20 protein-coding genes are annotated in these 19,822 nt (G+C 70.3%); 6 read left to right on the top strand and 14 right to left on the bottom strand.

Features of this window, described 5'->3' with window-relative positions:
- Positions 1–171 precede the first annotated feature (171 nt).
- From ABZ887_RS22245 to ABZ887_RS22235, 3 genes are read left to right on the top strand one after another with little or no spacing between them, the layout of a single operon-like run.
- Positions 172–696, top strand: a complete 525-nt coding sequence (locus ABZ887_RS22245; protein ID WP_361292025.1) for a PadR family transcriptional regulator — start codon at positions 172–174, stop codon at positions 694–696.
- Positions 693–1,391 (top strand): ABC transporter ATP-binding protein, encoded by a 699-nt coding sequence (locus ABZ887_RS22240; RefSeq protein ID WP_361292023.1) that lies wholly within the window; start codon positions 693–695, stop codon positions 1,389–1,391. Before ABZ887_RS22245 ends, ABZ887_RS22240 begins: the two co-directional genes overlap by 4 nt.
- The gene (locus ABZ887_RS22235; protein WP_361292021.1) at positions 1,388–3,736 is read left to right on the top strand and encodes an ABC transporter permease; all 2,349 of its coding nucleotides are present in this window, start codon (positions 1,388–1,390) and stop codon (positions 3,734–3,736) included. The genes ABZ887_RS22240 and ABZ887_RS22235 overlap by 4 nt, the downstream gene beginning before the upstream one ends.
- A 15-nt stretch (positions 3,737–3,751) precedes the next feature.
- Here the strand turns inward: ABZ887_RS22235 and ABZ887_RS22230 are convergent, their stop codons facing one another.
- On the bottom strand, positions 3,752–4,660 hold the full coding sequence (locus tag ABZ887_RS22230) for a LysR substrate-binding domain-containing protein (RefSeq protein WP_361292303.1): 909 nt from the start codon (positions 4,658–4,660) through the stop codon (positions 3,752–3,754).
- A gap of 223 nt (positions 4,661–4,883) precedes the next feature.
- On the opposite strand from ABZ887_RS22230, the gene ABZ887_RS22225 reads away from it, so the two are divergent.
- Both ABZ887_RS22225 and ABZ887_RS22220 read left to right on the top strand, forming a co-directional pair.
- Positions 4,884–5,435, top strand: a complete 552-nt coding sequence (locus ABZ887_RS22225) for a peroxiredoxin (protein ID WP_361292019.1) — start codon at positions 4,884–4,886, stop codon at positions 5,433–5,435.
- A gap of 3 nt (positions 5,436–5,438) precedes the next feature.
- Positions 5,439–5,978: an alkyl hydroperoxide reductase gene (locus ABZ887_RS22220; RefSeq protein WP_361292017.1), complete on the top strand. Its 540-nt coding sequence runs from the start codon at positions 5,439–5,441 to the stop codon at positions 5,976–5,978.
- Positions 5,979–6,152: 174 nt separating this feature from the next.
- Here ABZ887_RS22220 and ABZ887_RS22215 read toward each other — a convergent pair whose 3' ends face one another.
- The 5 genes from ABZ887_RS22215 to ABZ887_RS22195 all read right to left on the bottom strand — a co-directional run bounded on the left by ABZ887_RS22215 (position 6,153) and on the right by ABZ887_RS22195 (position 13,289).
- Entirely contained in the window at positions 6,153–7,742 is a 1,590-nt protein-coding gene (locus ABZ887_RS22215; protein WP_361292015.1) for an AI-2E family transporter, read from the bottom strand.
- A 248-nt stretch (positions 7,743–7,990) separates the two neighbouring features.
- Positions 7,991–8,695 carry a transglycosylase SLT domain-containing protein gene (locus tag ABZ887_RS22210; RefSeq protein ID WP_361292013.1) on the bottom strand — a complete coding sequence of 235 codons (705 nt, stop codon included), beginning with the start codon at positions 8,693–8,695 and terminating at the stop codon, positions 7,991–7,993.
- Between the two features lie 408 nt (positions 8,696–9,103).
- A complete protein-coding gene (locus tag ABZ887_RS22205; protein WP_361292011.1) occupies positions 9,104–10,429 on the bottom strand; it encodes a PhoH family protein in 1,326 nt (441 codons plus the stop codon).
- Between the two features lie 409 nt (positions 10,430–10,838).
- Positions 10,839–11,612, bottom strand: a complete 774-nt coding sequence (locus ABZ887_RS22200) for an isoprenyl transferase (protein ID WP_361292009.1) — start codon at positions 11,610–11,612, stop codon at positions 10,839–10,841.
- An 876-nt stretch (positions 11,613–12,488) separates the two neighbouring features.
- The gene (locus ABZ887_RS22195; protein WP_361292007.1) at positions 12,489–13,289 is read right to left on the bottom strand and encodes a methyltransferase domain-containing protein; all 801 of its coding nucleotides are present in this window, start codon (positions 13,287–13,289) and stop codon (positions 12,489–12,491) included.
- Between the two features lie 52 nt (positions 13,290–13,341).
- Between ABZ887_RS22195 and ABZ887_RS22190 the strand changes: the two genes are divergently transcribed.
- Positions 13,342–13,854 (top strand): DinB family protein, encoded by a 513-nt coding sequence (locus ABZ887_RS22190; RefSeq protein WP_361292005.1) that lies wholly within the window; start codon positions 13,342–13,344, stop codon positions 13,852–13,854.
- Positions 13,855–13,906: 52 nt separating this feature from the next.
- Here the strand turns inward: ABZ887_RS22190 and ABZ887_RS22185 are convergent, their stop codons facing one another.
- From ABZ887_RS22185 to ABZ887_RS22150, 8 genes are all read right to left on the bottom strand, one after another.
- A complete protein-coding gene (locus ABZ887_RS22185; RefSeq protein ID WP_361292003.1) occupies positions 13,907–14,389 on the bottom strand; it encodes a GNAT family N-acetyltransferase in 483 nt (160 codons plus the stop codon).
- Positions 14,390–14,456: 67 nt separating this feature from the next.
- A complete protein-coding gene (locus ABZ887_RS22180) occupies positions 14,457–15,335 on the bottom strand; it encodes an LLM class flavin-dependent oxidoreductase (RefSeq protein WP_361292001.1) in 879 nt (292 codons plus the stop codon).
- Positions 15,336–15,410: 75 nt separating this feature from the next.
- A complete protein-coding gene (locus ABZ887_RS22175) occupies positions 15,411–16,067 on the bottom strand; it encodes a hypothetical protein (RefSeq protein WP_361291999.1) in 657 nt (218 codons plus the stop codon).
- 1 nt (position 16,068) lies between these two features.
- Positions 16,069–16,695 (bottom strand): hypothetical protein, encoded by a 627-nt coding sequence (locus ABZ887_RS22170; protein ID WP_361291997.1) that lies wholly within the window; start codon positions 16,693–16,695, stop codon positions 16,069–16,071.
- Positions 16,692–18,014 (bottom strand): hypothetical protein, encoded by a 1,323-nt coding sequence (locus tag ABZ887_RS22165; RefSeq protein ID WP_361291995.1) that lies wholly within the window; start codon positions 18,012–18,014, stop codon positions 16,692–16,694. The genes ABZ887_RS22170 and ABZ887_RS22165 overlap by 4 nt, the downstream gene beginning before the upstream one ends.
- Positions 18,011–18,322: a hypothetical protein gene (locus ABZ887_RS22160; RefSeq protein ID WP_361291993.1), complete on the bottom strand. Its 312-nt coding sequence runs from the start codon at positions 18,320–18,322 to the stop codon at positions 18,011–18,013. The genes ABZ887_RS22165 and ABZ887_RS22160 overlap by 4 nt, the downstream gene beginning before the upstream one ends.
- A gap of 206 nt (positions 18,323–18,528) precedes the next feature.
- Positions 18,529–19,116, bottom strand: a complete 588-nt coding sequence (locus ABZ887_RS22155) for a hypothetical protein (protein ID WP_361291991.1) — start codon at positions 19,114–19,116, stop codon at positions 18,529–18,531.
- The gene (locus ABZ887_RS22150; protein WP_361291989.1) at positions 19,113–19,814 is read right to left on the bottom strand and encodes a hypothetical protein; all 702 of its coding nucleotides are present in this window, start codon (positions 19,812–19,814) and stop codon (positions 19,113–19,115) included. Before ABZ887_RS22150 ends, ABZ887_RS22155 begins: the two co-directional genes overlap by 4 nt.
- Positions 19,815–19,822 lie beyond the last annotated feature (8 nt).

Below are 19,822 nucleotides of genomic sequence, written 5' to 3'. Positions count from 1 at the left end.
GAGCCGTGGACCGACTCCCGGACCGGAGACGAGACAGACCCGCGCCGCTGTGACACCGCGCTGTCGCACAACCGTGACAAACGGCTCCCACGTGCGCGTTCGCACGCCCCGCCATGATCTACACACTCCGCGTATACATGCGGCGTATACACCGTGTGTAGAGTCCTCGTCATGTCCATCGGTCACACCCTTTTGGGGCTCCTGGAGTCCGGCCCGCGCCACGGTTACGACCTGAAGCGGGCCTTCGACGAGAAGTTCGGTCACGACCGGCCGCTGCACTACGGCCAGGTCTACTCGACGATGTCCCGGCTGCTGAAGAACGGGCTCGTGGAAGTCGACGGCATCGAGGCGGGCGGCGGACCCGAGCGGAAGCGGTACGCCATCACCGACGCCGGGGTCACCGACGTCGAGCAGTGGCTGGCGACTCCGGAGAAGCCGGCCGAGTACCTCCAGTCGACCCTGTACACCAAGGTCGTGCTGGCGCTGCTGACGCACCGCGACGCCGGCGAGATCCTCGACGGCCAGCGCTCCGAGCACCTGCGCAGCATGCGCATCCTCACCGACCGCAAGCGCCACGGCGACCTCGCGGACCAGCTCGTCTGCGACCACGCGCTCTTCCACCTGGAGGCGGACCTGCGCTGGCTGGAGCTGACCGCGGCCCGGCTCGACAAGCTCCGTGCGGAGGTGGCCAAGTGAACGCCCCCGCTGCTCCGGCCGGTTCGCTGCTCACCGCCGAAGGGCTGCGCAAGGCCTACGGCCCGACCCTCGCCCTCGACGGGGCCGGGTTCTCCATACACCCGGGCGAGGTCGTCGCCGTGATGGGTCCCTCCGGGTCCGGCAAGTCGACACTGCTGCACTGCCTCGCCGGGATCGTGCCGCCCGACGCCGGGTCGATCATGTACGCCGGCCGGGAGATGGCCACCATGAGCGACGCCGAGCGCAGCGCGCTGCGGCGCAGCGAGTTCGGGTTCGTCTTCCAGTTCGGCCAGCTGGTGCCCGAACTGACCTGCGTGGAGAACGTCGCGCTGCCGCTGCGGCTGAACGGCACCTCCCGCAAGGAGGCCGAGAAGGCCGCGCTGGGCTGGATGCAGCGCCTGGAGGTCGACGACCTCGCGAAGAAGCGGCCCGGCGAGGTCTCCGGCGGGCAGGGTCAGCGGGTCGCGGTGGCGCGCTCGCTGGTGACCGGGCCGCGGGTGCTGTTCGCGGACGAGCCGACCGGCGCGCTCGACTCGCTCAACGGCGAGCGGGTGATGGAACTGCTGACGGACGCCGCCCGTTCCACCAACGCGGCCGTCGTCCTCGTCACGCACGAGGCGCGGGTGGCCGCGTACTCCGACCGCGAGATCGTCGTACGGGACGGGAAGTCCCGGGACATGGAGCGGGCGGTATGAACGCCAGGCAGTGGTCCAGGGATCTGGCCATGGGGGTCCGGTTCGCCTTCGGGGGCGGACGCGAGGGCTGGTTCCGGGCCGCGATGACGGCGGTGGGCGTGGGCCTCGGGGTGGCGCTGCTGCTGCTCACCACGGCCATCCCGAGCGCACTGGCCGTGCGCCACCAGCGCGACGTGGCACGGGCGGACTACACGTACGTCTTCGGCAAGCCCATGAAGGCCGGTGAGAAGACGTTCGTCGTCGCGGACATCGAAACCCCCTACCGGGGCAACGACATCCGCGGCCGGATCGTCCAGCGGGAGGGCGCGAAGGCGCCGGTGCCGCCCGGGCTCACCGCGTACCCGGCGCCCGGCGAGATGGCCGTCTCGCCCGCGCTGAAGCGGCTGCTCGGCTCCCCCGACGGGACCCTCCTGCGGGCCCGGCTGCCGTACCGGATCACCGCCACCATCGCGGAGAGCGGGCTGACCGGCTCGCAGGAGCTCGCCTACTACGCGGGCTCCGCCGACCTCGCCGCCCACATCCACCCGCCGGACGTGGCCCGGATCGACCACTTCGGCAGCCCCCGGTCCCCGGACGAGGAGTCCGACCCGGTCCTCACCCTGCTCGTCCTCGTGGTGTTCGTGGTGCTGCTGATGCCGGTCGCCGTGTTCGTCGCGGCCGCCGTCCGCTTCGGCGGCGAGCGCCGCGACCGGCGGCTGGCCGCGCTGCGGCTGGTCGGCTCCGACGGCCGGATGGTACGGCGGATCGCGGCCGGCGAGGCGATGGCGGGCGCGCTGCTCGGACTCGTCCTCGGCGTCGGCTTCTTCCTGGCCGGCCGCCAGTTCGCGGGCAGCGTCGAGGTGTTCGGCATCAGCGTGTTCCCGAGCTATCTCAACCCCTCCCCCGTGCTGGCCGCGCTGGTGGCGGTCACCGTCCCGGCGGCGGCCGTGCTGGTGACCCTGTTCACGCTGCGCGGGGTGGTCATCGAGCCGCTCGGCGTGGTGCGTACGGCGAAGCCCGCCCGCCGCCGGCTGTGGTGGCGACTGCTGCTCCCGGTGGCCGGTCTGGCGGCGCTCTACCCGATGATCGGTCAGGGCCGCGGCGACGGCGACTTCAACCAGTACCTGGTGACCGGCGGCGTCCTGCTCCTCCTGGTCGGCGTCACGGCGCTGCTGCCGTGGGTCGTGGAGACGGTCGTGGGCCGGCTCGGCCGGGGCACGGTGGCCTGGCAACTGGCCGTCCGGCGGCTGCAGTTGAGCAGCGGTACGGCGGCCCGCATGGTCAACGGCATCGCGGTGGCGGTGGCCGGGGCGATCGCGCTCCAGATGGTCTTCGCCGGTGTCGAGGCGGACTACACCAAGGTGACCGCCAACGACCTGAACCGCGCCCAGATGTCGATCCAGGTTCCGGACGGCGTCTCGGTGCCCGAGGTCGCCCGGGCCATGACCGCCACCAAGGGGGTGCGGAAGGTGGTGTCGATCGCCGACGGCCAGGCCGGCGACCTGAAGAAGGACCCGAGCCAGACCGCCCAGGTGAGCGTGGGCAGTTGCGCCTCGCTGCGGGAGATCGCCACCCTGCCGTCCTGTCACGACGGCGACGCCTTCGCGCTGAAGGGGTCCGACAGCGACTCCGAGACCGCGAAGCTGCTGGCGACCGGGGAGAAGCACGGCCGGACGCTGTACCTCAACCCCTCCTACACCGGTGACACCGAGGGCTCCCCGAGCCGCTGGGAGGTGCCGGCGGGGCTGAAGCAGGCGCAGACCCGCGAGGACCCCACCGGCTACAAGCGCGGCGGCCTCCTGCTCACCCCGGGCGCGCTGCCGGCCGGCGCCGACACGGCGGTGCAGGGCGTGGTCTACCTGTCCACCGACTCCGGGGTGCGCGACGTCAACGAGTACGTGATCAACACGGCGGTCCGGATCGACCCGCTGATGCACGCCGAGGCGCTGACCTCGGTCGAGCGGGACGGCCAGTTCGAGTCCATCCGCACCGGGCTGTTCGTGGGCGCGGCCGCCGTCCTGGCGCTGATCGGCGCGAGTCTGCTGGTCGGCCAGCTGGAGCAGTTGCGCGAGCGCAAGAAGCTGCTGTCGGCCCTGGTCGCCTTCGGCACCCGGCGCCGCACGCTGAGCCTGTCGGTGCTGTGGCAGGCGGCCATCCCGGTCGGGCTGGGCCTGGTGCTGGCCGGCGTGGTGGGGCTGACGCTGGGCACGGTGCTGCTGCGGATGGTCGGCTCCACGGTGCGCGTGGACTGGCCGGGCGTGCTGGCGATGACCGGCTTCGGCGCGGCGGTCGTCCTGGCGGTGACCCTGCTGAGCCTGCCGCCGCTGCTGCGGCTGATGCGCCCGGACGGGCTGCGCACCGAATAGGCCGAACGACAGGTGTCAGGAACCGGCGCCGAGGACCCGGACGGGCAGCGGCCGCAGCGCCTCGCGCAACGCGGCCGCCAGCTCCCGGTACTCGGCGCCGCGCGCTGCCCCCGCGCGCATCGCGAGGGCGACCCGGCGGCTCGGCGCGGGCTCCGCGAAGGAGCCGGTGCGGAGCTGCTCGCTGCGGCTGGTCTCGACCTTGACGGCGGTGTGCGGCAGCAGGGTGCAGCCGAGCCCGCCGGCGACCAGCTGGACGAGGGTGGCGAGCCCGGCGGCCGTGGTGGTCACCGCGACATCCTTCCGCCCCGCCTCCCGGCAGATGTCCAGGGCCTGGTCGCGCAGGCAGTGTCCCTCGTCCAGGAGCAGCAGGTTCAGCTCCTTCAGCGCCTCGCGGGCGATGCCGGTGCGGCCGCCGAGCGGATGCCCGAGCGGCGTGACGAGCACGAAGTCCTCGTCGAACAGCGGGAGTTCGACGACCCCGGGGATGCCCAGGGGGACCGCGAGCAGCAGCAGGTCGAGGCGGCCGGCGGCGAGCCCGTCCAGGAGGCTGGCGGTCTGCTCCTCGTGGACCTGGAGGTCGAGGTCCGGATAGCGGTCGTGGACCAGTCCGAGGACGGTGGGCAGCAGATACGGCGCGACGGTGGGGATCACCCCGAGCCGCAGCGCGCCGGTGAACGGCGCCCGCACCGCCTCGGCCTCCGCCAGCAGCGCCTGCACCTCGTCCAGCACCGCCCTCGCCCGGACGGCGAGCCGCGCGCCGGCGGGCGACAGCAGCACCTTGCGGGTGGTCCGTTCGAGCAGCGTGACACCGAGCGTCTCCTCAAGGGCCGCGACGGCCCCCGACAGCGCGGGCTGGCTCATGCCTATCGCGGCCGCCGCGTCCCGGAAGTGCAGGTGCTCGGCGACGGCGGCGAAGGCGCGCAGCTGCGCGAGACTGGGCTGCCGCCGCTTGCCCCCGGCACCGCCGACACCGGCCCCGACACCGTTCCCCAGGGGATTACCCAGAGCCACTAATAGCCACCTCCGATCAACTCGACCGAGTGTAGCTATTTCAGGAATCAATGCACCTTGTGCCACGATCGGCGGCGTCCAACCCATCGGAGCAGGCCCCGCGATCCGGGGTCGCTCCGCGCTGCAAGGAGAGCGTGTGCTCACTGTCGGTGACAAGTTCCCCGAGTTCGAACTGACCGCCTGCGTCTCGCTGGAGAAGGGCCGGGAGTTCGAGACGATCACCCACAAGACCTACCAGGGTTGGAAGGTGGTCTTCGCGTGGCCCAAGGACTTCACCTTCGTGTGCCCCACCGAGATCGCCGCGTTCGGCAAGCTGAACGAGGAGTTCGCCGACCGTGACGCGCAGATCCTCGGCTTCTCCGGTGACTCCGAGTTCGTCCACCACGCCTGGCGCAAGGACCACGACGACCTGCGCGAGCTGCCGTTCCCGATGATGGCCGACTCCAGGCACGAGCTGATGCGCGACCTCGGCATCGAGGGCGAGGACGGCTTCGCCAAGCGCGCCGTCTTCGTCGTCGACCAGAACAACGAGATCCAGTTCTCCATGGTGACCGCGGGCTCGGTGGGCCGTAACCCCAAGGAGGTCCTGCGGGTCCTGGATGCCCTGCAGACCGACGAGCTCTGCCCGTGCAACTGGACCAAGGGCGAGGACACCCTGGACGCGGTCGCGCTCCTCGCGGGTGAGTGACCCGTGTCCCTCGACTCCCTCAAGTCCCGTGTCCCGGACTACGCCAAGGACCTGAAGCTCAACCTGGGTTCGGTCATCGGCAACTCGGAGCTGCCGGCACAGCAGCTGTGGGGCACGGTCCTGGCGACCGCCGTCGCCGCCCGCTCCCCGATCGTGCTGCGCGAGCTGGCGCCGGAGGCGAAGGCGAACCTGTCGCCGGAGGCGTACACGGCGGCGAAGGCCGCGGCCGCGGTGATGGCGATGAACAACGTCTTCTACCGCACCCGCCATCTGCTCTCCGACCACGAGTACGGCACCCTGCGGGCGGGGCTGCGGATGAACGTCATCGGCAACCCCGGGGTCGACAAGGTCGACTTCGAGCTGTGGTCGTTCGCGGTGTCCGCGATCAACGGCTGCGGGATGTGCCTGGACTCCCACGAGCAGGTGCTGCGCAAGGCCGGGGTCGGCCGTGAGGTGGTCCAGGAGGCGTTCAAGATCGCGTCGGTGGTGCAGGCGGTGGGCTCCACGCTGGAGGCCGAAGCCGTCCTGGCCGAGCTGGAGTAGACACCGGCGCTCCCGAGACCCCGCTCACCCCTCGTAGGCGGGGTCTTCCACACCCCTGGGGGCTGCGCCCCCAGACCCCCCTTCGGCCTGAACGGCCTCGTCCTCAAACGCCGGACGGGCTGAAGTCTGAGGCTGAGCGCCGTCTTCGGGCACAGTACGGGCTGAAGTCTGTGGCTAAGCACCGCCTTCGGGCGCGGGACGGGCTGAAGTCTGTGGCTGAGCAACGTCGTCGGGCGCCGGGCGGGCCGAAGAATGCGGCTGGGCAGCGTCGTCGGGCGCGGGACGGGCCGAAGAATGCGGCTGAGCGCCGTCTTCGGGCACGGGGCGGGCCGAAGAGTGTGGCTGAGCAACGTCCTCCGGCGCGGGGCGGGCTGGAGAGTGCGGCTGAGCGCCGTCTTCGGGCACAGGACGGGGCGGTTTCGGGGGCTGGTCGTCTTCGGCGGGCGTCGGGTCTGTCGGTGCCGGGGACTGGTCGTCCTCGTCGGGGTCGGTGCCTCCGTAGCGTTCCTGTGAGTACCGGTGGAGATAGCTGACCACCGTGTTGGTCACCGCCACCAGCGGCACCGCCACCACCGCGCCGCCCAGACCCGCCACCAGGCTGCCGGCCGTGACCGAGAGGACCACGGCGAGGGGGTGGACGCGGACCGCGCGGCCCAGGATGAACGGCTGCAGGATGTGGCCCTCGATCTGCTGGACCGCGAGGACGACGGCCAGGGTCAGCACCGCGGTGACGACGCCCTGGGTGACCAGGGCCACGATCACCGCCAGCGCGCCGGAGGCCACGGCGCCCACGAGCGGGATGAACGAGAACAGGAAGATGAAGACGGCCAGCGGCACGGCCATCGGGACATGCAGGAAGTAGATGCCGATGCCGATGAAGATGGCGTCGATGAGGGCGACGAGGACCGTGCCCCGGACGTAGGCGGTGAGGGTGCGCCAGGCGCGCGGGCCGGCCCCGGCCACGCCCTCCCGGGCGGCAGCGGGGACCAGCTTGAGGAACCACTGCCAGATGCGGTCGCCGTCGTACAGCAGGAAGAGCGTCGAGAAGAAGACCAGCAGGATGCCGGTGAGGGCCTCCACGATGACCTGGACGCCCTCCAGGCCGAACGAGGTGATCTCGTCGGTGTTGGCGCCGATCGCCTCGCGGAGGTTCTTGGCGATCTGGTTGATCTGTTTGTCGGTGACGTGGAAGGGGCTCTTCAGCAGCCAGTTGCGCAGGTCGTCGATGCCGCTCTGGATCTGGTCGGAGAGGGTGTCGATGTTCTCCATGACCTGCCAGGTCACGAACCAGCCCATCAGGCCGATCACCACGAAGCCGGAGATGGCGGTGAGCGCGGTGGCGGGGCCGCGCGGGACGCCGTAGCGGCGCAGGCGGGCGACCGTGGGCTGGAGCAGGGCGGTGATCAGCAGGGCGACGACGAAGGCGAAGACGACCAGTTGTACGGAGCTGATGACCCGCATCAGGATCCAGACCGCGCCGGCCAGCACCAACAGCCGCCAGCCGACCTCGGCGGCGACGCGCACCCCCCACGGGACAGCCGTCACCGGGTCGGGACGCGGCACCGGCTTCCGGACGGGCGCGGGGGCCTGCGGAGCCGGGGTGGGGGCAGGGGCCGGGGCGGGCGCCGGAACGGACACAACCGGAGCGGGCGGCTCCGGCTCGGCGTGCTCCCGCTCCACCTCGGCCCGGCGCTCGTCCAACCGCTCGCCCATCTCGGTCAGTCCAGCACCGATGCGGCCGAGCCACCCAGGCACGCGCGACATGATCCGCCCTCTCCCCACCACTCCCCCCTGGAGTCGTCCGCAACGACCGTACAGGGCAACAGCCCCTCCCCCTAGGACGGGGAGGGGCTGCGGAAGGTTGAGAGAGGTTCGCTGCTGCGCGCCCCTTCTTTCATGCCTTCAGGGGCGCGGGGAACTGCGCGACAAGCCCCCACCGGCCGGCAGATGTCCATGAACCGCGGACACCCCCGAACAGCAGCGCCGATTGTCGGCCGAACCCGGCGGAACGCCTAATACCAGTGGTTCGCCTGCCAGAACGACCAGGCCTCACAGGGGCTGCCGTACCGGGAGTTCATGTAGTTGAGGCCCCACTTGATCTGCGTGGCCGGGTTGGTCTGCCAGTCGGCGCCCACGGAGGACATCTTGGAGCCGGGCAGAGCCTGGAAGAGACCGTAGGCACCGGAGGAGGCGTTGACCGCGCGGTAGTTCCAGCTGGACTCGTGGTCCACGATGTTGCTGAAGCACTGGTACTGGCCGCTGGCCACCATCTGCTGAGCCATCGCCTGGATCTGCGCCACGGTGTACGAGCTCTGGACCGGGAAGCTGGCGGAGGACCGGCTGGCCGCTTCCTTCGCCTCGGCGCGCTCCTTGGCTTCCTTCGCCGCCTTCTCGGCCTCGGCCTTCTTGGCCTCGGCGGTCTTGGCTGCGGCCACCCGGGCGGCCTGCTCGGCGTCCTTCTTGGCGCTCGCGTCCGCCTGGATCGCCACGGCGTCGGCCTGCTGCGTCAGGGACGCGGTCTGCACCTGGGCCTGCTCACCCGCGGGCAGATCCGCGAGGAGCGTGGTGTCGGCTGCCGTAGCCTCAGCGTCGTTGTTCGGCTGGGCAACACTGCCCGAGGCCACACCCACGACGCTTCCGACGGCGGTGACCGCGGTGGCCGAGGCCACTGCGAATCCCCGGACCGAGATCCGGCTCACACGGTTTCCTTCCAGCATCGCCCGCTTCGGTGACCCTGGCGGACGCAATCTTGCCCCCGACACTGGTCTCCTCACTACTGGGTCACGGGAGACACGGGCCCGGTGGGCAACTCCTGGGAGGGAGCGCCGCGTGGTGCTCGGGCGGCATACGACGTCGCTATGGAATTAGCAGTGATGCTTCTGTTGTTCCGTACCGCTGGGGGTACGGGTGTGTCGTATGCGGGGCCTGACAGGAGTGAGACTCTGCCGTAACCCGACGCCGGGTGGCAATTCAGAGTTGCGTGTGAAAGCTCACATCCGGTTTCTCCCAGGGGATTTCAGGAAACCGACACACGCGAAGGCGCCGCCCGGCTAGGCTCGGGGCCTTTGCCGGACGGCGCCAACGGATGGGTAATCAGCCCAAGTTGGACACAGGGCTCAGATGGCTCAGATGTGTCCGTCCTCCAGCATTTCGGTCACAAGGGCGGCGATCTGGGACCTCTCGGACCGGGTCAGGGTGACATGCGCGAACAGCGGATGCCCCTTCAGCTTCTCCACCACGGCGACCACACCGTCGTAACGCCCGACGCGCAGATTGTCCCTTTGCGCCACGTCGTGAGTCAGAACCACCCGTGAATTCGCGCCGATCCGGGACAGAACGGTCAGCAGGACGTTCCGTTCCAGCGACTGCGCCTCGTCCACGATCACGAACGCGTCGTGCAGCGAGCGGCCGCGGATGTGGGTGAGCGGCAGGACTTCGAGCATGCCGCGCGCGGTGACCTCTTCGATGACCTCGCGGCTGGTGACCGCGGAGAGGGTGTCGAAGACCGCCTGCGCCCAGGGGCTCATCTTCTCCGCCTCGGAGCCCGGCAGATAGCCCAGCTCCTGCCCGCCGACCGCGTACAGCGGACGGAAGACCATCACCTTCTGGTGCTGACGGCGCTCCAGGACCGCCTCCAGACCCGCGCACAGCGCCAGCGCGCTCTTGCCGGTGCCGGCCCGGCCGCCCATCGACACGATCCCGACGTCCGGGTCGAGCAGCAGGTCGAGCGCGATGCGCTGCTCGGCACTGCGGCCCTTGATGCCGAACGCCTCACGGTCGCCGCGCACCACACGGACGTTGCCCTCGGCCGTCACCCGGCCGAGCGCCTTGCCGCGCTCCGACTGGATGGTCAGGCCGGTGTGCACGGGGAGGTCCGAGACCTCCGGGACGTACACGTGACCTTCCTCGAAGAGGATGTCCACCTGCTCGCCGGACAGGGTCAGTTCGGACATTCCGGTCCAGCCGGAGGAGTCCGTGATGGCGAGTTCGGCGCGGTACTCCTCGGCGAGGAGGCCGACCGACGAGGCCTTGATCCTGAGCGGCAGGTCCTTGGAGACGACGGTGACGTCGTATCCCTCGGCCTGCAGGTTGCGGGCGACCGCGAGGATGCGGGAGTCGTTGTCCCCCAGGCGGTAGCCGCTGGGCAGCACGCTGGGGTCCGAGTGATTGAGCTCGACACGGATCGTGCCACCGAGTTCCCCGATCGGGATCGGGGCGTCCAGACGGCCGTGCCGGACCCGGTAGTCGTCGAGCAGGCGCAGCGCCTGCCTGGCGAAGTAACCGAGTTCGGGATGGTGCCGCTTGGCCTCGAGTTCCGTGACCACGACGATCGGGAGCACGACCTCGTGCTCCTCGAAGCGGGTCATGGCGTTCGGGTCGGCCAGCAGGACGCTGGTGTCGAGAACATAGGTGCGCCGGTCGGACTTGCGGCGCGTTGTGCTGGTCACCACGGAAGGACGTACCCCCTCGGATGAGGTCGGGGAGCGACGAAGGCGAACTGGACCGGTTGACGGCCGCCCTGCACGGGCCGAAAACCGGCCCCCCGCTGCTTCTTCCGTGCCGTGACCGCACGGTCGGGCTGGTGCAAAGGGCCTCCCGGGCGGGCGGCCCCGAGCCGCCCACTGAGAACCGATGCCCGTGGTTCGGACATCGACCTGCATGGCTTATGCCCTCGAACATGCGCCACCATGCCACGGTCCGCAACGACGGGAAAGTGAACTCCGTGTTACTCGCGCCCCGATATGGGTGATTTACGCCTCATGGGCGGGGTGGGGTCATCCAGCGTGACGACGGGGTTATCCAGCGTGGCGGCAGTGGCGGGCGTCGTATGCCGCGTTGACGTCCGCCGTCACGAAGACGTCACCCGCCGTAGCGGCGGTGCCGGGCCGCGTAGTCCCGCAGGGCGCGCAGGAAGTCGACCTTGCGGAACGCGGGCCAGAAGACCTCGCAGAAGTAGTACTCGGCGTGGGCGGTCTGCCAGAGCATGAATCCGGACAGCCGCTGCTCGCCGCTGGTGCGGATCACCAGGTCCGGGTCGGGCTGGTCGCCGGTGTAGAGGTGACGGCCGATCGCGTCGACGGTGACGGAGTCGGCGAGGTCCTCCATCGCGACGCCCTTGTCGTGGGCGTCCACGATCATCGAGCGGACCGCGTCGGCGATCTCCTGGCGGCCGCCGTAGCCGATGGCGACGTTCACCAGTATTCCGTCGACGTGCGCGGTGGCCTCCTCGGCCTCCTTCAGCGCGGTCTGCATCGGGGAGGGCAGCAGATCGGGGGTGCCGACGTGGTGGACGCGCCAGCGGCCGTCGGCGGCGAGGGTGCGGACGACGTCCTCGATGATGCCGAGGAGGGGGACCAGTTCCTCCTTGGCGCGGTCGAAGTTGTCCGTGGACAGCAGCCAGAGGGTGACGACCTCGACGTCGGTCTCGGAGCACCAGCCGAGGAACTCCTCGATCTTCTCGGCGCCGGCGCGGTGTCCGTGCACCGTGCTGGATCCCGCGGCCTTCGCCCAGCGGCGGTTGCCGTCCATGATGACGCCGATGTGCTTGGGCACCTGAGCGTGGTCCAGGTGGCCTTCCACCCGGCGCGCGTAGAGCCTGACGAGCAGGCCGCGCAGCTTGTCGCGCAGGTTCACTTGAGTCCGCCCCTCGTGATTCGGATGCGGGGGGTCCGCCCGCCGAAGCCTACCCCGCGGGGAGTTGGGGGCGGCGCGGTGGTGACGGCGCCCACGGGGGTGGGGGTTGCGGTCGGCCCGCGACCGCGGGTCGGTTGCGGCTGGTCGCGCAGTTCCCCGCGCCCCTTTCAGGGCGAGGCCCTGAGGCTCCTTGAAAAGCGGGTGAGAAGTGCGGACAAAAAACGGGCCGGTCCGTGGGGGGGAGACGGACCGGCCCGAGGGGGGGCTTCCACCATAACCCTTCGTAAGTGATGCTGCGCGCATCAGCGCGCATCAACTACTCTCCGGAGTCGTCCGACGACGCCCCGACGGGGCTGAAACGCTGGATTCGCGGGTCCCGATTGGCCGATTCGCAGCGGAATCCCAGGAAAAGTAGCCGCTTACGGGGAGATCAAGAGGGTTTGAGCCGTCTTGGGGATGCCTCGGCGAGTTGCGCGCCCGTCCCCCCGACGGGCTACCCCGGGTGCGAACGGCGACTTGACGGGAGCGAGTGGGGCGATACGGCACCGCGCAGCCCCCTCCTCTGCGCGGTACCGCCCGCGCAGCTTTGCTCACGCGAATTGCCTTGGTCTGAACTTACGTGAGCCAACCGGGTGATACGAAACGAAACGGGTAACGATGTGAGAACGTCGTGAAGACAGAGGGTGAACGGGAGAGATCGGCGTTCACTTATGCATAGATCCACGAGCTAGATCACGGTTTGCCCGCATCCATCCCGCACGTCACGACATGCCCCATCTCGATCGCTTGGCCTGCCTGACGACCGGTCGGACGCCCGGAAACCCGGACGGCGGTTCTTGGCCATTCTTCGCCGCCTGGCATTGCAAGGCCGGTGGATCACGGCCGGCGCGCCGGTTTGCGGGCGTCGAAGAGATGCCGCGAGCTGTGTGCGACGAACGGGCCCTCGGTCTCGATCCGCCGGTGCAGGGCACGGAGTCGGGGCTCGTACTCCTCGACCGTGAAGCCCGGGACCATCCACACGACCTTCCGCAGGAAGTGCACGACGGCCGCGATGTCGTGGAACTCCATCCGCAGCCGCTCCGCCCGCAGCCCGACGACCTCCAGCCCGGCCGCCTCCGCCGCCGCGCGCTCGCCGCCGGGGTGCCGGCCGGCCCGTACGGCCTCCGGCTGCGGGCCGAGGAAGAGCTCGACGAGTTCGAAGGCGCTGGCGGGCCCGACGTGCTGCGCGAAGTAGGTGCCGCCCGGGCACAGCACGCGCGCGATCTCGGCCCAGTGGGCCCGCACCGGGTGCCGGCTGAGGACCAGGTCGAAGGTCTCGTCGGCGAACGGCAGCGGGGCGTCCTCGGGTGCGGCGACGACCACGGCACCGCGCGCGCTCAGCAGGGCGCTCGCCTTCGTGACGTTCGGCGGCCAGCCCTCGGTGGCGGCGAGCAGCCGGGGCCGGTCCGGGGCCGCCGTGCCGAGGGCGAAGTCGAACACCTCGCCGCCGCCGGTCTGGATGTCGAGCGCGGCCGCGGCGCGGGCCAGGCGCCGGCCGGCCGCACGGGCGTACTTCCAGGACGGGCGGGCCTCGGTGGCCCGCCCCTGGAACCAGGAGAAGTCCCACCCCTCGGTCGGCACGGCGGCACCCTCGGCGACGAGGTCCTCGAAGGTGCGGTGCGTCCGCTGCTCTGTCATGGCCCGCATAATCGCAGCGGGTTGTCGGTGCCCGCTGCTAATTTCGCCCGCCATGAAGACCGATGAGATGTACACCGCCGGTGAGAAGGAAACCCTGCACGCGAGCCTGGACCGGCACCGGGACGCGGTCCTGTGGAAGCTGCGGGGCCTCGACGACGAACAGCTCCGCCGGCCGATGACCCCGTCGGGGACGAACCTGCTGGGGCTGGTGAAGCACCTGGCGTCGGTGGAGTACGCGTGGTTCGTGGCGAGCTTCGGCGGCGAGGTCGAGCCGCTGTGGTTCGACCCGAGCACCGACGACGACCTGATCATCGACCCCGATGAGACGACCCGCCAGATCGTCGACTTCTACGGCCGTGCCCGCGCCGCGGCCGACACGGTGATCACGGAACGCCCGCTGGAGGCCCTCGGCCACCCGGACTGGCGGGACCACTCCGTCTCCCTGCGCTGGGTCCTCGTCCACATGATCGAGGAGACGGCGCGGCACGCCGGGCACATGGACATCGTGCGGGAACTGATCGACGGGGCGACGGGCGACCATCCGCGCGCCGCCGCGACGTCGTGACCGGGCCACCGGGGTCGGGGCCAGCGGGGTCGGCGGCCACGCGTCGGGGGATTCAGCCGGCGTGCCCGGCGCCGCCCTCGCGCAGCACCAGCAGCACGAACCCCTCGTCCACGGGGTGCCGCGGGTCGTCGTACGGCACGAAGCCACTCTTCTCCAGGAGGCGTACGGAGGCGGTGTTCCCGGCGAAGAGGTCGGCGAACAGGGGCCGTACGGTCTCCTCTTGGAGGAAGAGGGCGAGGGCACGGCTGCCGACGCCTCTCCCCCAGTAGGCCCGCCCGAGCCAGTACCCGGTGAACCGGCGCTCGCCCTCCCACCAGGCGACGATGTTCCCCGCGACCTCCCCGTCCGCCACGACGGTGCGCACCAGCCCGGTCGGATTCCCGAGCACCCGCTCTCTCCAGTGCCGCAGAAAGGCCTCCCGCGGCCGGGGCGTGAACCTCGACCGCCGGACGGCCTCCGCGTCATGCTCGTACGCGAGGAAGATTTCCAGGTCGTCGTCCTGTACGGGCCGCAGCCGAACGTCGTTGGTCGTCATACCGGCGAGTGTGGCACCCACCACTGACAACACCGCCCGCCCGACTCCCGGCCGCCCCTTCCCCCCTCTAGGGCACCAGCGGCCGGACCTCCTCCGCGGTGAACCGCACGAAGGCCTCGGGGTCGGGCTCGTCCGCCGTCGGCTGGAGGATGACGGTGTCCGCGCCGGCCTCCACGAGCCGCTGCACGGCCTTGGCGACGGCGCCCGCGTCACCGGCGACGCCGAGGTCGGGGACGGACTCCAGCCCCTCCGCGGCGAGTTCGGCACGGAGCCGGGCGGGGGCGTCGGGGCCGGTGGCGGTGAGCAGATAGACGACGACCCGGTGCGGCTCCCCCGCGTCGCGTCCCGCGGCCAGCCGCCCCTCCTCGATGAGCCGCAGGGCCCGGCGGACGCGGTCGGGTGAGGTCGCGGCGGTGAGAACGGTCCCGTCGGCGGCGGCACCGGAGAGGCGCAGCGTACGGGGGCCCTCGGCGCCGGCGAGGACCTCGACGGGGCCGGCGGGCGGCCAGTCGAGCGCGACGTCGTCGAGGTGGACGTACCGCCCGCCGACGGTGAGCCGTTCCCCGCGCAACAGCGCGCGCAGGGCGTCGAGATGCTCGCGCAGCAGGGTCAGCGGGGAGTCGGCGCGGGCGCCCACCTGGCCCATCCAGTCCTGCACACCGTGCCCGACGCCGACGACCGCGCGCCCCGGGAACATCCGGTGCAGCGCGGCGACCTCCATGGCGGTGACGGCGACGTTCCGCAACGGCACGGGCAACAGCCCGACCCCGACCCGCACCCGCTCCGACCAGGCAAGAGCGGCCGCGGCCGTGGAGATCCCACCCTCCCGAAAACAGTCCTCCCACAACCACAGCTCTTCGAGCCCCACCCCCTCGGCAACCCGAACGACGTCCCGAAGCCGCTCGGGGGGAAGCTGGGGACGGAATACGGCGCCGAGTGATGTCATGGGGGAGGTCCTACCCGGGGACCGACTCCGCCACAACTGAATTGCGTTCCGGTGGGCCAGGGCCAGGTACAGGTGTCACCCTCCGATAGAGCTGACGTCCGGAACACGGACCCCGGCTCGGCGGGCGAGTTCCCGTGCCTGAGGGCCGGCTCCATGGGCGTCAGCGGGGACACCAGGGTTGTAGCTCGGGCGCTGATGGATGACGTAGAGGCGGCGGGGCCCGGGTACTGCGAGCACGGCTGCGAAGCGGGGATCACCGGCGAACCAGATCTCCCGTACCTGTGCCTTCCGCTCGGGTTTGGCCCGCTTACCCAGGCGTCCGCCCCACCAGATGGAGCGCACGTGTGAGTGCATCACCATCGTCACCTGCTGGTCCGGCAGCTCAGGATTGGGGAACTTCAGCCAGGCGTAGCCGTTGCGGACACCGGGGATGTTGCCGATCCCGCTCTCCGGAGCTTCGTACATCTGCCAGGGGTACTGACGCAGGAGAAGCCGCGCGCGAAACGCTCCCCGCCAATAGGCCCATTGGAGAAACGTCCGGTAGAAGGTGTAGGCCATCGGGACGAAGAAGAGCCACAAGGTCCAGGTAATGGACGTGATCACGTACAACGCCAGCAATGCCACCCAGGCAGCAGGCCACAGGACCTGGCCGAGGGCGGCGCAGATCAACAGCCTGGTCCAGGCCCGGCGGGTCGCCTGATCGTCCCAGGCCGTGGAGTGGGTGGGCGGCATGTCAGTCCTTGTCGGGTACGTCATCGGCTACGTCCAGGAGGGGATTTTCGAAACTGACCGTACCGGCGACCCCCTTGAGCAGCGCACGGTAGAGCCTCGCTCGTGTGACGGATGCCGTGGCGAGCGAAAGAACCGCGATGCGTCGGCCGTCGGGACATGGCACGTAGGCCGTGGCCTGGAGCAGTTCGCACGGAGCACCGAGATTCAGTTCCGGTGGCGCGGTCATGCGTGTCTGCACGATCGCGGCCGGGCCGCACGGCAGATCCAGCGTTTCGATGTACTCCGCGCCTTCGGTGCCGACCGCCGCGCGCGCCACGAGTACGCTGCGCGGAGCCCATTCCGTGTCCCGCCACGCAAGCGTGTAGAGAGACAACAGCGGACTGCTGTCTCCTTCGTCATCTGCGTGCAGGCCAAGGCAGCAGTGCACCGCTCCTGCTTCGACCAGCAGTTGGGCCAGCCGGTGCACCGGGCCAAGTCCGGCCAATGGCGCCGTCGTCTCTGCCGGCTCGCTCTCGGCTGTCGTCAGTTCCTTGAGGGGAAGCGGGATGAAGCCCGGGGGCAACGCGAACCAGATGTCGGCGTCCACGTTCCTGGCCGAGTCATCGATCACGTAGGGAGCACCGTTCACGATGCTTCACCTGCACCGCGCAAGAGGAAGTGAAGGGCGCCCATAGCCGCTGGGACATCGATGCCCAGGGTTCTGGGTCCGTCGAGGAGGTTGCTGACCGTCTTGGCCGCGCCGTTGTCCAGGGTGTCGACAAAACTGCTGGTCACGCCATAGACAGCTGTGCTGGCCCCCAAGATCGTCGCAGGCTTGTCGATCTTCTCCACGATCGGCGCAAGCCTGCCGCCGAACACCCGGGAATGGGCCAGCAGGCTGACTGCCCCGCCGGCGGCCACGGCCTCCGACTTGATCGAGGAGCCGACCGATTTGAATGAGGTTCCGGCGTTGGCTCCGGCCCTCGCCAGTCTCTGCCCGAGGGTCAGCACCTCGTCGCCCTCTCCCACAAGCGAGAGCAGTTCACCCGACTCCCCCACAGAGCGGAGTCCGAGGTAGCTGCCCTTGGCCACTACCCCCAACCCCGGCAGCATCCCCAGGAAGTCCCCCGCGACCCCGAGCAGGTTGCCCCAGAAGTCGACGTCCGGTTCGCCCTTGGTGAGGCCGTCCTCCAGCGATGCCAGGACCTCGGGGTCGCCGACCCGCAGGCCGAAGGCCATTCCGCTGAGGAGGCCCGCCGCCAGGAACAGCATCCAGGGTGCGACGGCCGTGAGGCCCAGCAGGGCGATCACACCCAGCACGGCGGCACACGCGCTGAGGATGTCGGGGAGGTTGTCGCCCAGCCAGTCGGTGAACTTTTCCCACGCGTTCGGTTCCTGCGGCGCCAGCTTGTGCGTGGCGCCGCTGATGTGCCGGGCCCGCCTGCGCGCGGTCTCGTCGTGCTCGCCGGCAAGCGAGCGGGCACGCTTCAGTACGTCGTCCAGGTCCCCCTGCGCGGCCGTGACCTTGCTGTTCGCCTTGTGCAGGGCCGAGTCGGCGCCATCGTGCGCCTTGCCCTTGCCCGCGGCGCTCTCCGCCTCGTCCGCGTGCCGCTGCGCCCGCTGCAACGCCTCGCGGGCGTCCTTGGCCTCGCCGTCGAGTCTCTTCGCGCGCCGCTGGAACTCCTCCAGCTCCGTGCCCCAGAGATCCAGTTGCCTCGCCGCCTTGTCGACGGAGTGGGCGCCGTTCCTCAGGTTGAGCGGCAGCGGGCCGCCCTCCAGTCGCTCCCGGAAGGCGACAGCCGCGTCTCCTTCCCAGTAGCTGCCGTTCATCAGCTTCGTGACCTTGGAGTGCGCCCTCTCCATCTCCTTGGCGCAGTCGGACAACCTCCGGTGGATGTCCCGCACCAGGTCGGTGCTGCCGGGCGCCGGGTCGAAGCCGAGATGGGGGTAGGGGCTCGTGGCCGTCACTTGCCCCCGCCCCTGCTCCGGGTCTTCTCCAACGCCTTCTCCAGAGCGACATCCACCTCGTGGAAGTCGTCCTTCGCCTTCTTCGTGATGTCCGTGAGCTCCCCGATCTGCTCGGCGATCTCCTTCGCCCCGTAGTGCCAGTCCTCCTGGAACCGGTCGCACGCCTTGTCCAGGTCGTCCGTACCGAGGCCACTGACCCCCGGGTCGTGCAACACCTTCTGCAACGCCGTGAACGACTCCTGCGCCTTCTTCAAGTCCTTGAAGAACCTGTCCAGTTCGGTTCCGTCGACCTTCAAACGGTCAGCCATGCGCCTTCCTCGTCACGTCGGTCTCCGTGCCAGAGGAATTGCGGGCAGTCGGAGGCAGGGCCGCAGAGGCAGTGGGCACCGCGGAGGGAAGCCGGGCAGGGCGGTTCACCGGGGGACTCCAGGTGGGGCTAGAGGTCTCTTGAACCGCCCAACGATTTCCACGGACTCAGGTGACACCTGTCCGGACCCGAAGGGGGCAAGAAGGGTCATCGCCGTACGCACCATGCGGCCGGGGAGATAGAGGATGCGGTGAGGTCCTTGCGCAGGGCCAGCCGGAAGGGCCTGGCTCCGCCCGGTTCGGAGACCACGGCGCCGGGGCCGGGCAGGCCCGCACACCAGACGTGGGTGAGCCGCACACTCACGTGGCGTTTGAAGGGGGTGGACGTCAACACCTCCCGCCCGATACGGAGGATCGCGGGGACCCTCGCCTCGCGTCCCGTGACGGGGTCGTACTCCCTGGGCCGCCATCCGTGCATGCCGGGTACGACGACCTCGCACTCCACCAGCCGCCACGGGTACGCACCCAGCCTGCGGTGCATGCGCAGCGCCGTGACGGCTCCCCAGACGTTGAGGGGCAGCAGGACCGGCGTGACGAAGACGCCCCTGACCAGGATCGGTATGAACTGCTCGGCGTCGGCGGCCGCGGCAAGGGCGATCGCCAGGAAGAAGCCAGGCCATACGACGAGGAGAAGCACCGCCTGGCGGATCAGCCGGCGGTGGATCGCGCCACGGGTGGGCGGATGCTCCACGGCCGGCTGCGAGGCCCAGGGAAGCGGCGGAAGGGAATCCCTCACGAACGCCCACCACCGCCGACGGTGGCCCCGAAGGGATCCTCGAACGTGACGGTGCGGGCGATCTGGCGGAGGATCGCGCGGTACTGCTCGCGCCGGCGTACAGCGGCGGTGCTCAGGGTGAGGAGCGCGATGGCGGTGCCGTCCGGGTGCGGAAGGTGGCCGTGAACCTGCAGCAAGGGCTGCGCAGGAAGACCTGACCCGGCGGCAGCCGTGCGGAGCGTCTCGCTGAACGCGGCCGGACCGCAGGGAACCTCCGCGAAGTCGATGTCCGTGTGGCCTTCCGCCGTCACGAGAACGCGGGCAGCGGTGACTGCGCGCGGAGCCCACGCGGTGTCCACCCAGGTGATGGTGAAAAGGGAGAGCAGCGCGCTTTTGCCCAGGTCCGCTCTGCTCGCCGTGTCGTCCCGGTGCAGGCCGACAGCGCAGTGAGCTGTCCCGTTCGTGTACACGCTGCGCAGCATGTGCTGGACGGCGGTCAGGGTTGCGGCGAATTTCTGCCGGGACTCCTCGTCCGGGGCAGCGTCGAGGATCGGAGCCAACGCCTCGCTGAGTCGCTCCGCTTCGGGGGAGCCTGTCGGCGTGCCGAGGGCCGCGAGGGGAACGGCCGTGAATCCGGCGGGCATGGCGAACCAGATGCCGTCGCCGGATTGCTCGGCACTGGGGTGGACGGTGACGTTCGAAACCGGTGCGGCGGTCATGACGAGGC

The sequence above is a fragment of the Streptomyces sp. NPDC047061 genome (assembly GCF_040643955.1).
Classification (GTDB): Bacteria; Actinomycetota; Actinomycetes; order Streptomycetales; family Streptomycetaceae; genus Streptomyces.
This window is presented reverse-complemented; position numbering and strand designations above follow the sequence as displayed.

What these genes read in the sequence shown, in the direction of transcription:
- ABZ887_RS22245 (WP_361292025.1), top strand. Translation starts at nt 172, where the DNA reads ATGTCCATCGGTCACACCCTTTTGGGGCTCCTGGAGTCCGGCCCGCGC.
- ABZ887_RS22235 (WP_361292021.1), top strand. Translation starts at nt 1,388, where the DNA reads ATGAACGCCAGGCAGTGGTCCAGGGATCTGGCCATGGGGGTCCGGTTC.
- ABZ887_RS22215 (WP_361292015.1), bottom strand. Translation starts at nt 7,742, where the DNA reads ATGTCGCGCGTGCCTGGGTGGCTCGGCCGCATCGGTGCTGGACTGACC.
- ABZ887_RS22210 (WP_361292013.1), bottom strand. Translation starts at nt 8,695, where the DNA reads ATGCTGGAAGGAAACCGTGTGAGCCGGATCTCGGTCCGGGGATTCGCA.
- ABZ887_RS22195 (WP_361292007.1), bottom strand. Translation starts at nt 13,289, where the DNA reads ATGACAGAGCAGCGGACGCACCGCACCTTCGAGGACCTCGTCGCCGAG.
- ABZ887_RS22190 (WP_361292005.1), top strand. Translation starts at nt 13,342, where the DNA reads ATGAAGACCGATGAGATGTACACCGCCGGTGAGAAGGAAACCCTGCAC.
- ABZ887_RS22185 (WP_361292003.1), bottom strand. Translation starts at nt 14,389, where the DNA reads ATGACGACCAACGACGTTCGGCTGCGGCCCGTACAGGACGACGACCTG.
- ABZ887_RS22180 (WP_361292001.1), bottom strand. Translation starts at nt 15,335, where the DNA reads ATGACATCACTCGGCGCCGTATTCCGTCCCCAGCTTCCCCCCGAGCGG.
- ABZ887_RS22175 (WP_361291999.1), bottom strand. Translation starts at nt 16,067, where the DNA reads ATGCCGCCCACCCACTCCACGGCCTGGGACGATCAGGCGACCCGCCGG.
- ABZ887_RS22160 (WP_361291993.1), bottom strand. Translation starts at nt 18,322, where the DNA reads ATGGCTGACCGTTTGAAGGTCGACGGAACCGAACTGGACAGGTTCTTC.
- ABZ887_RS22150 (WP_361291989.1), bottom strand. Translation starts at nt 19,814, where the DNA reads ATGACCGCCGCACCGGTTTCGAACGTCACCGTCCACCCCAGTGCCGAG.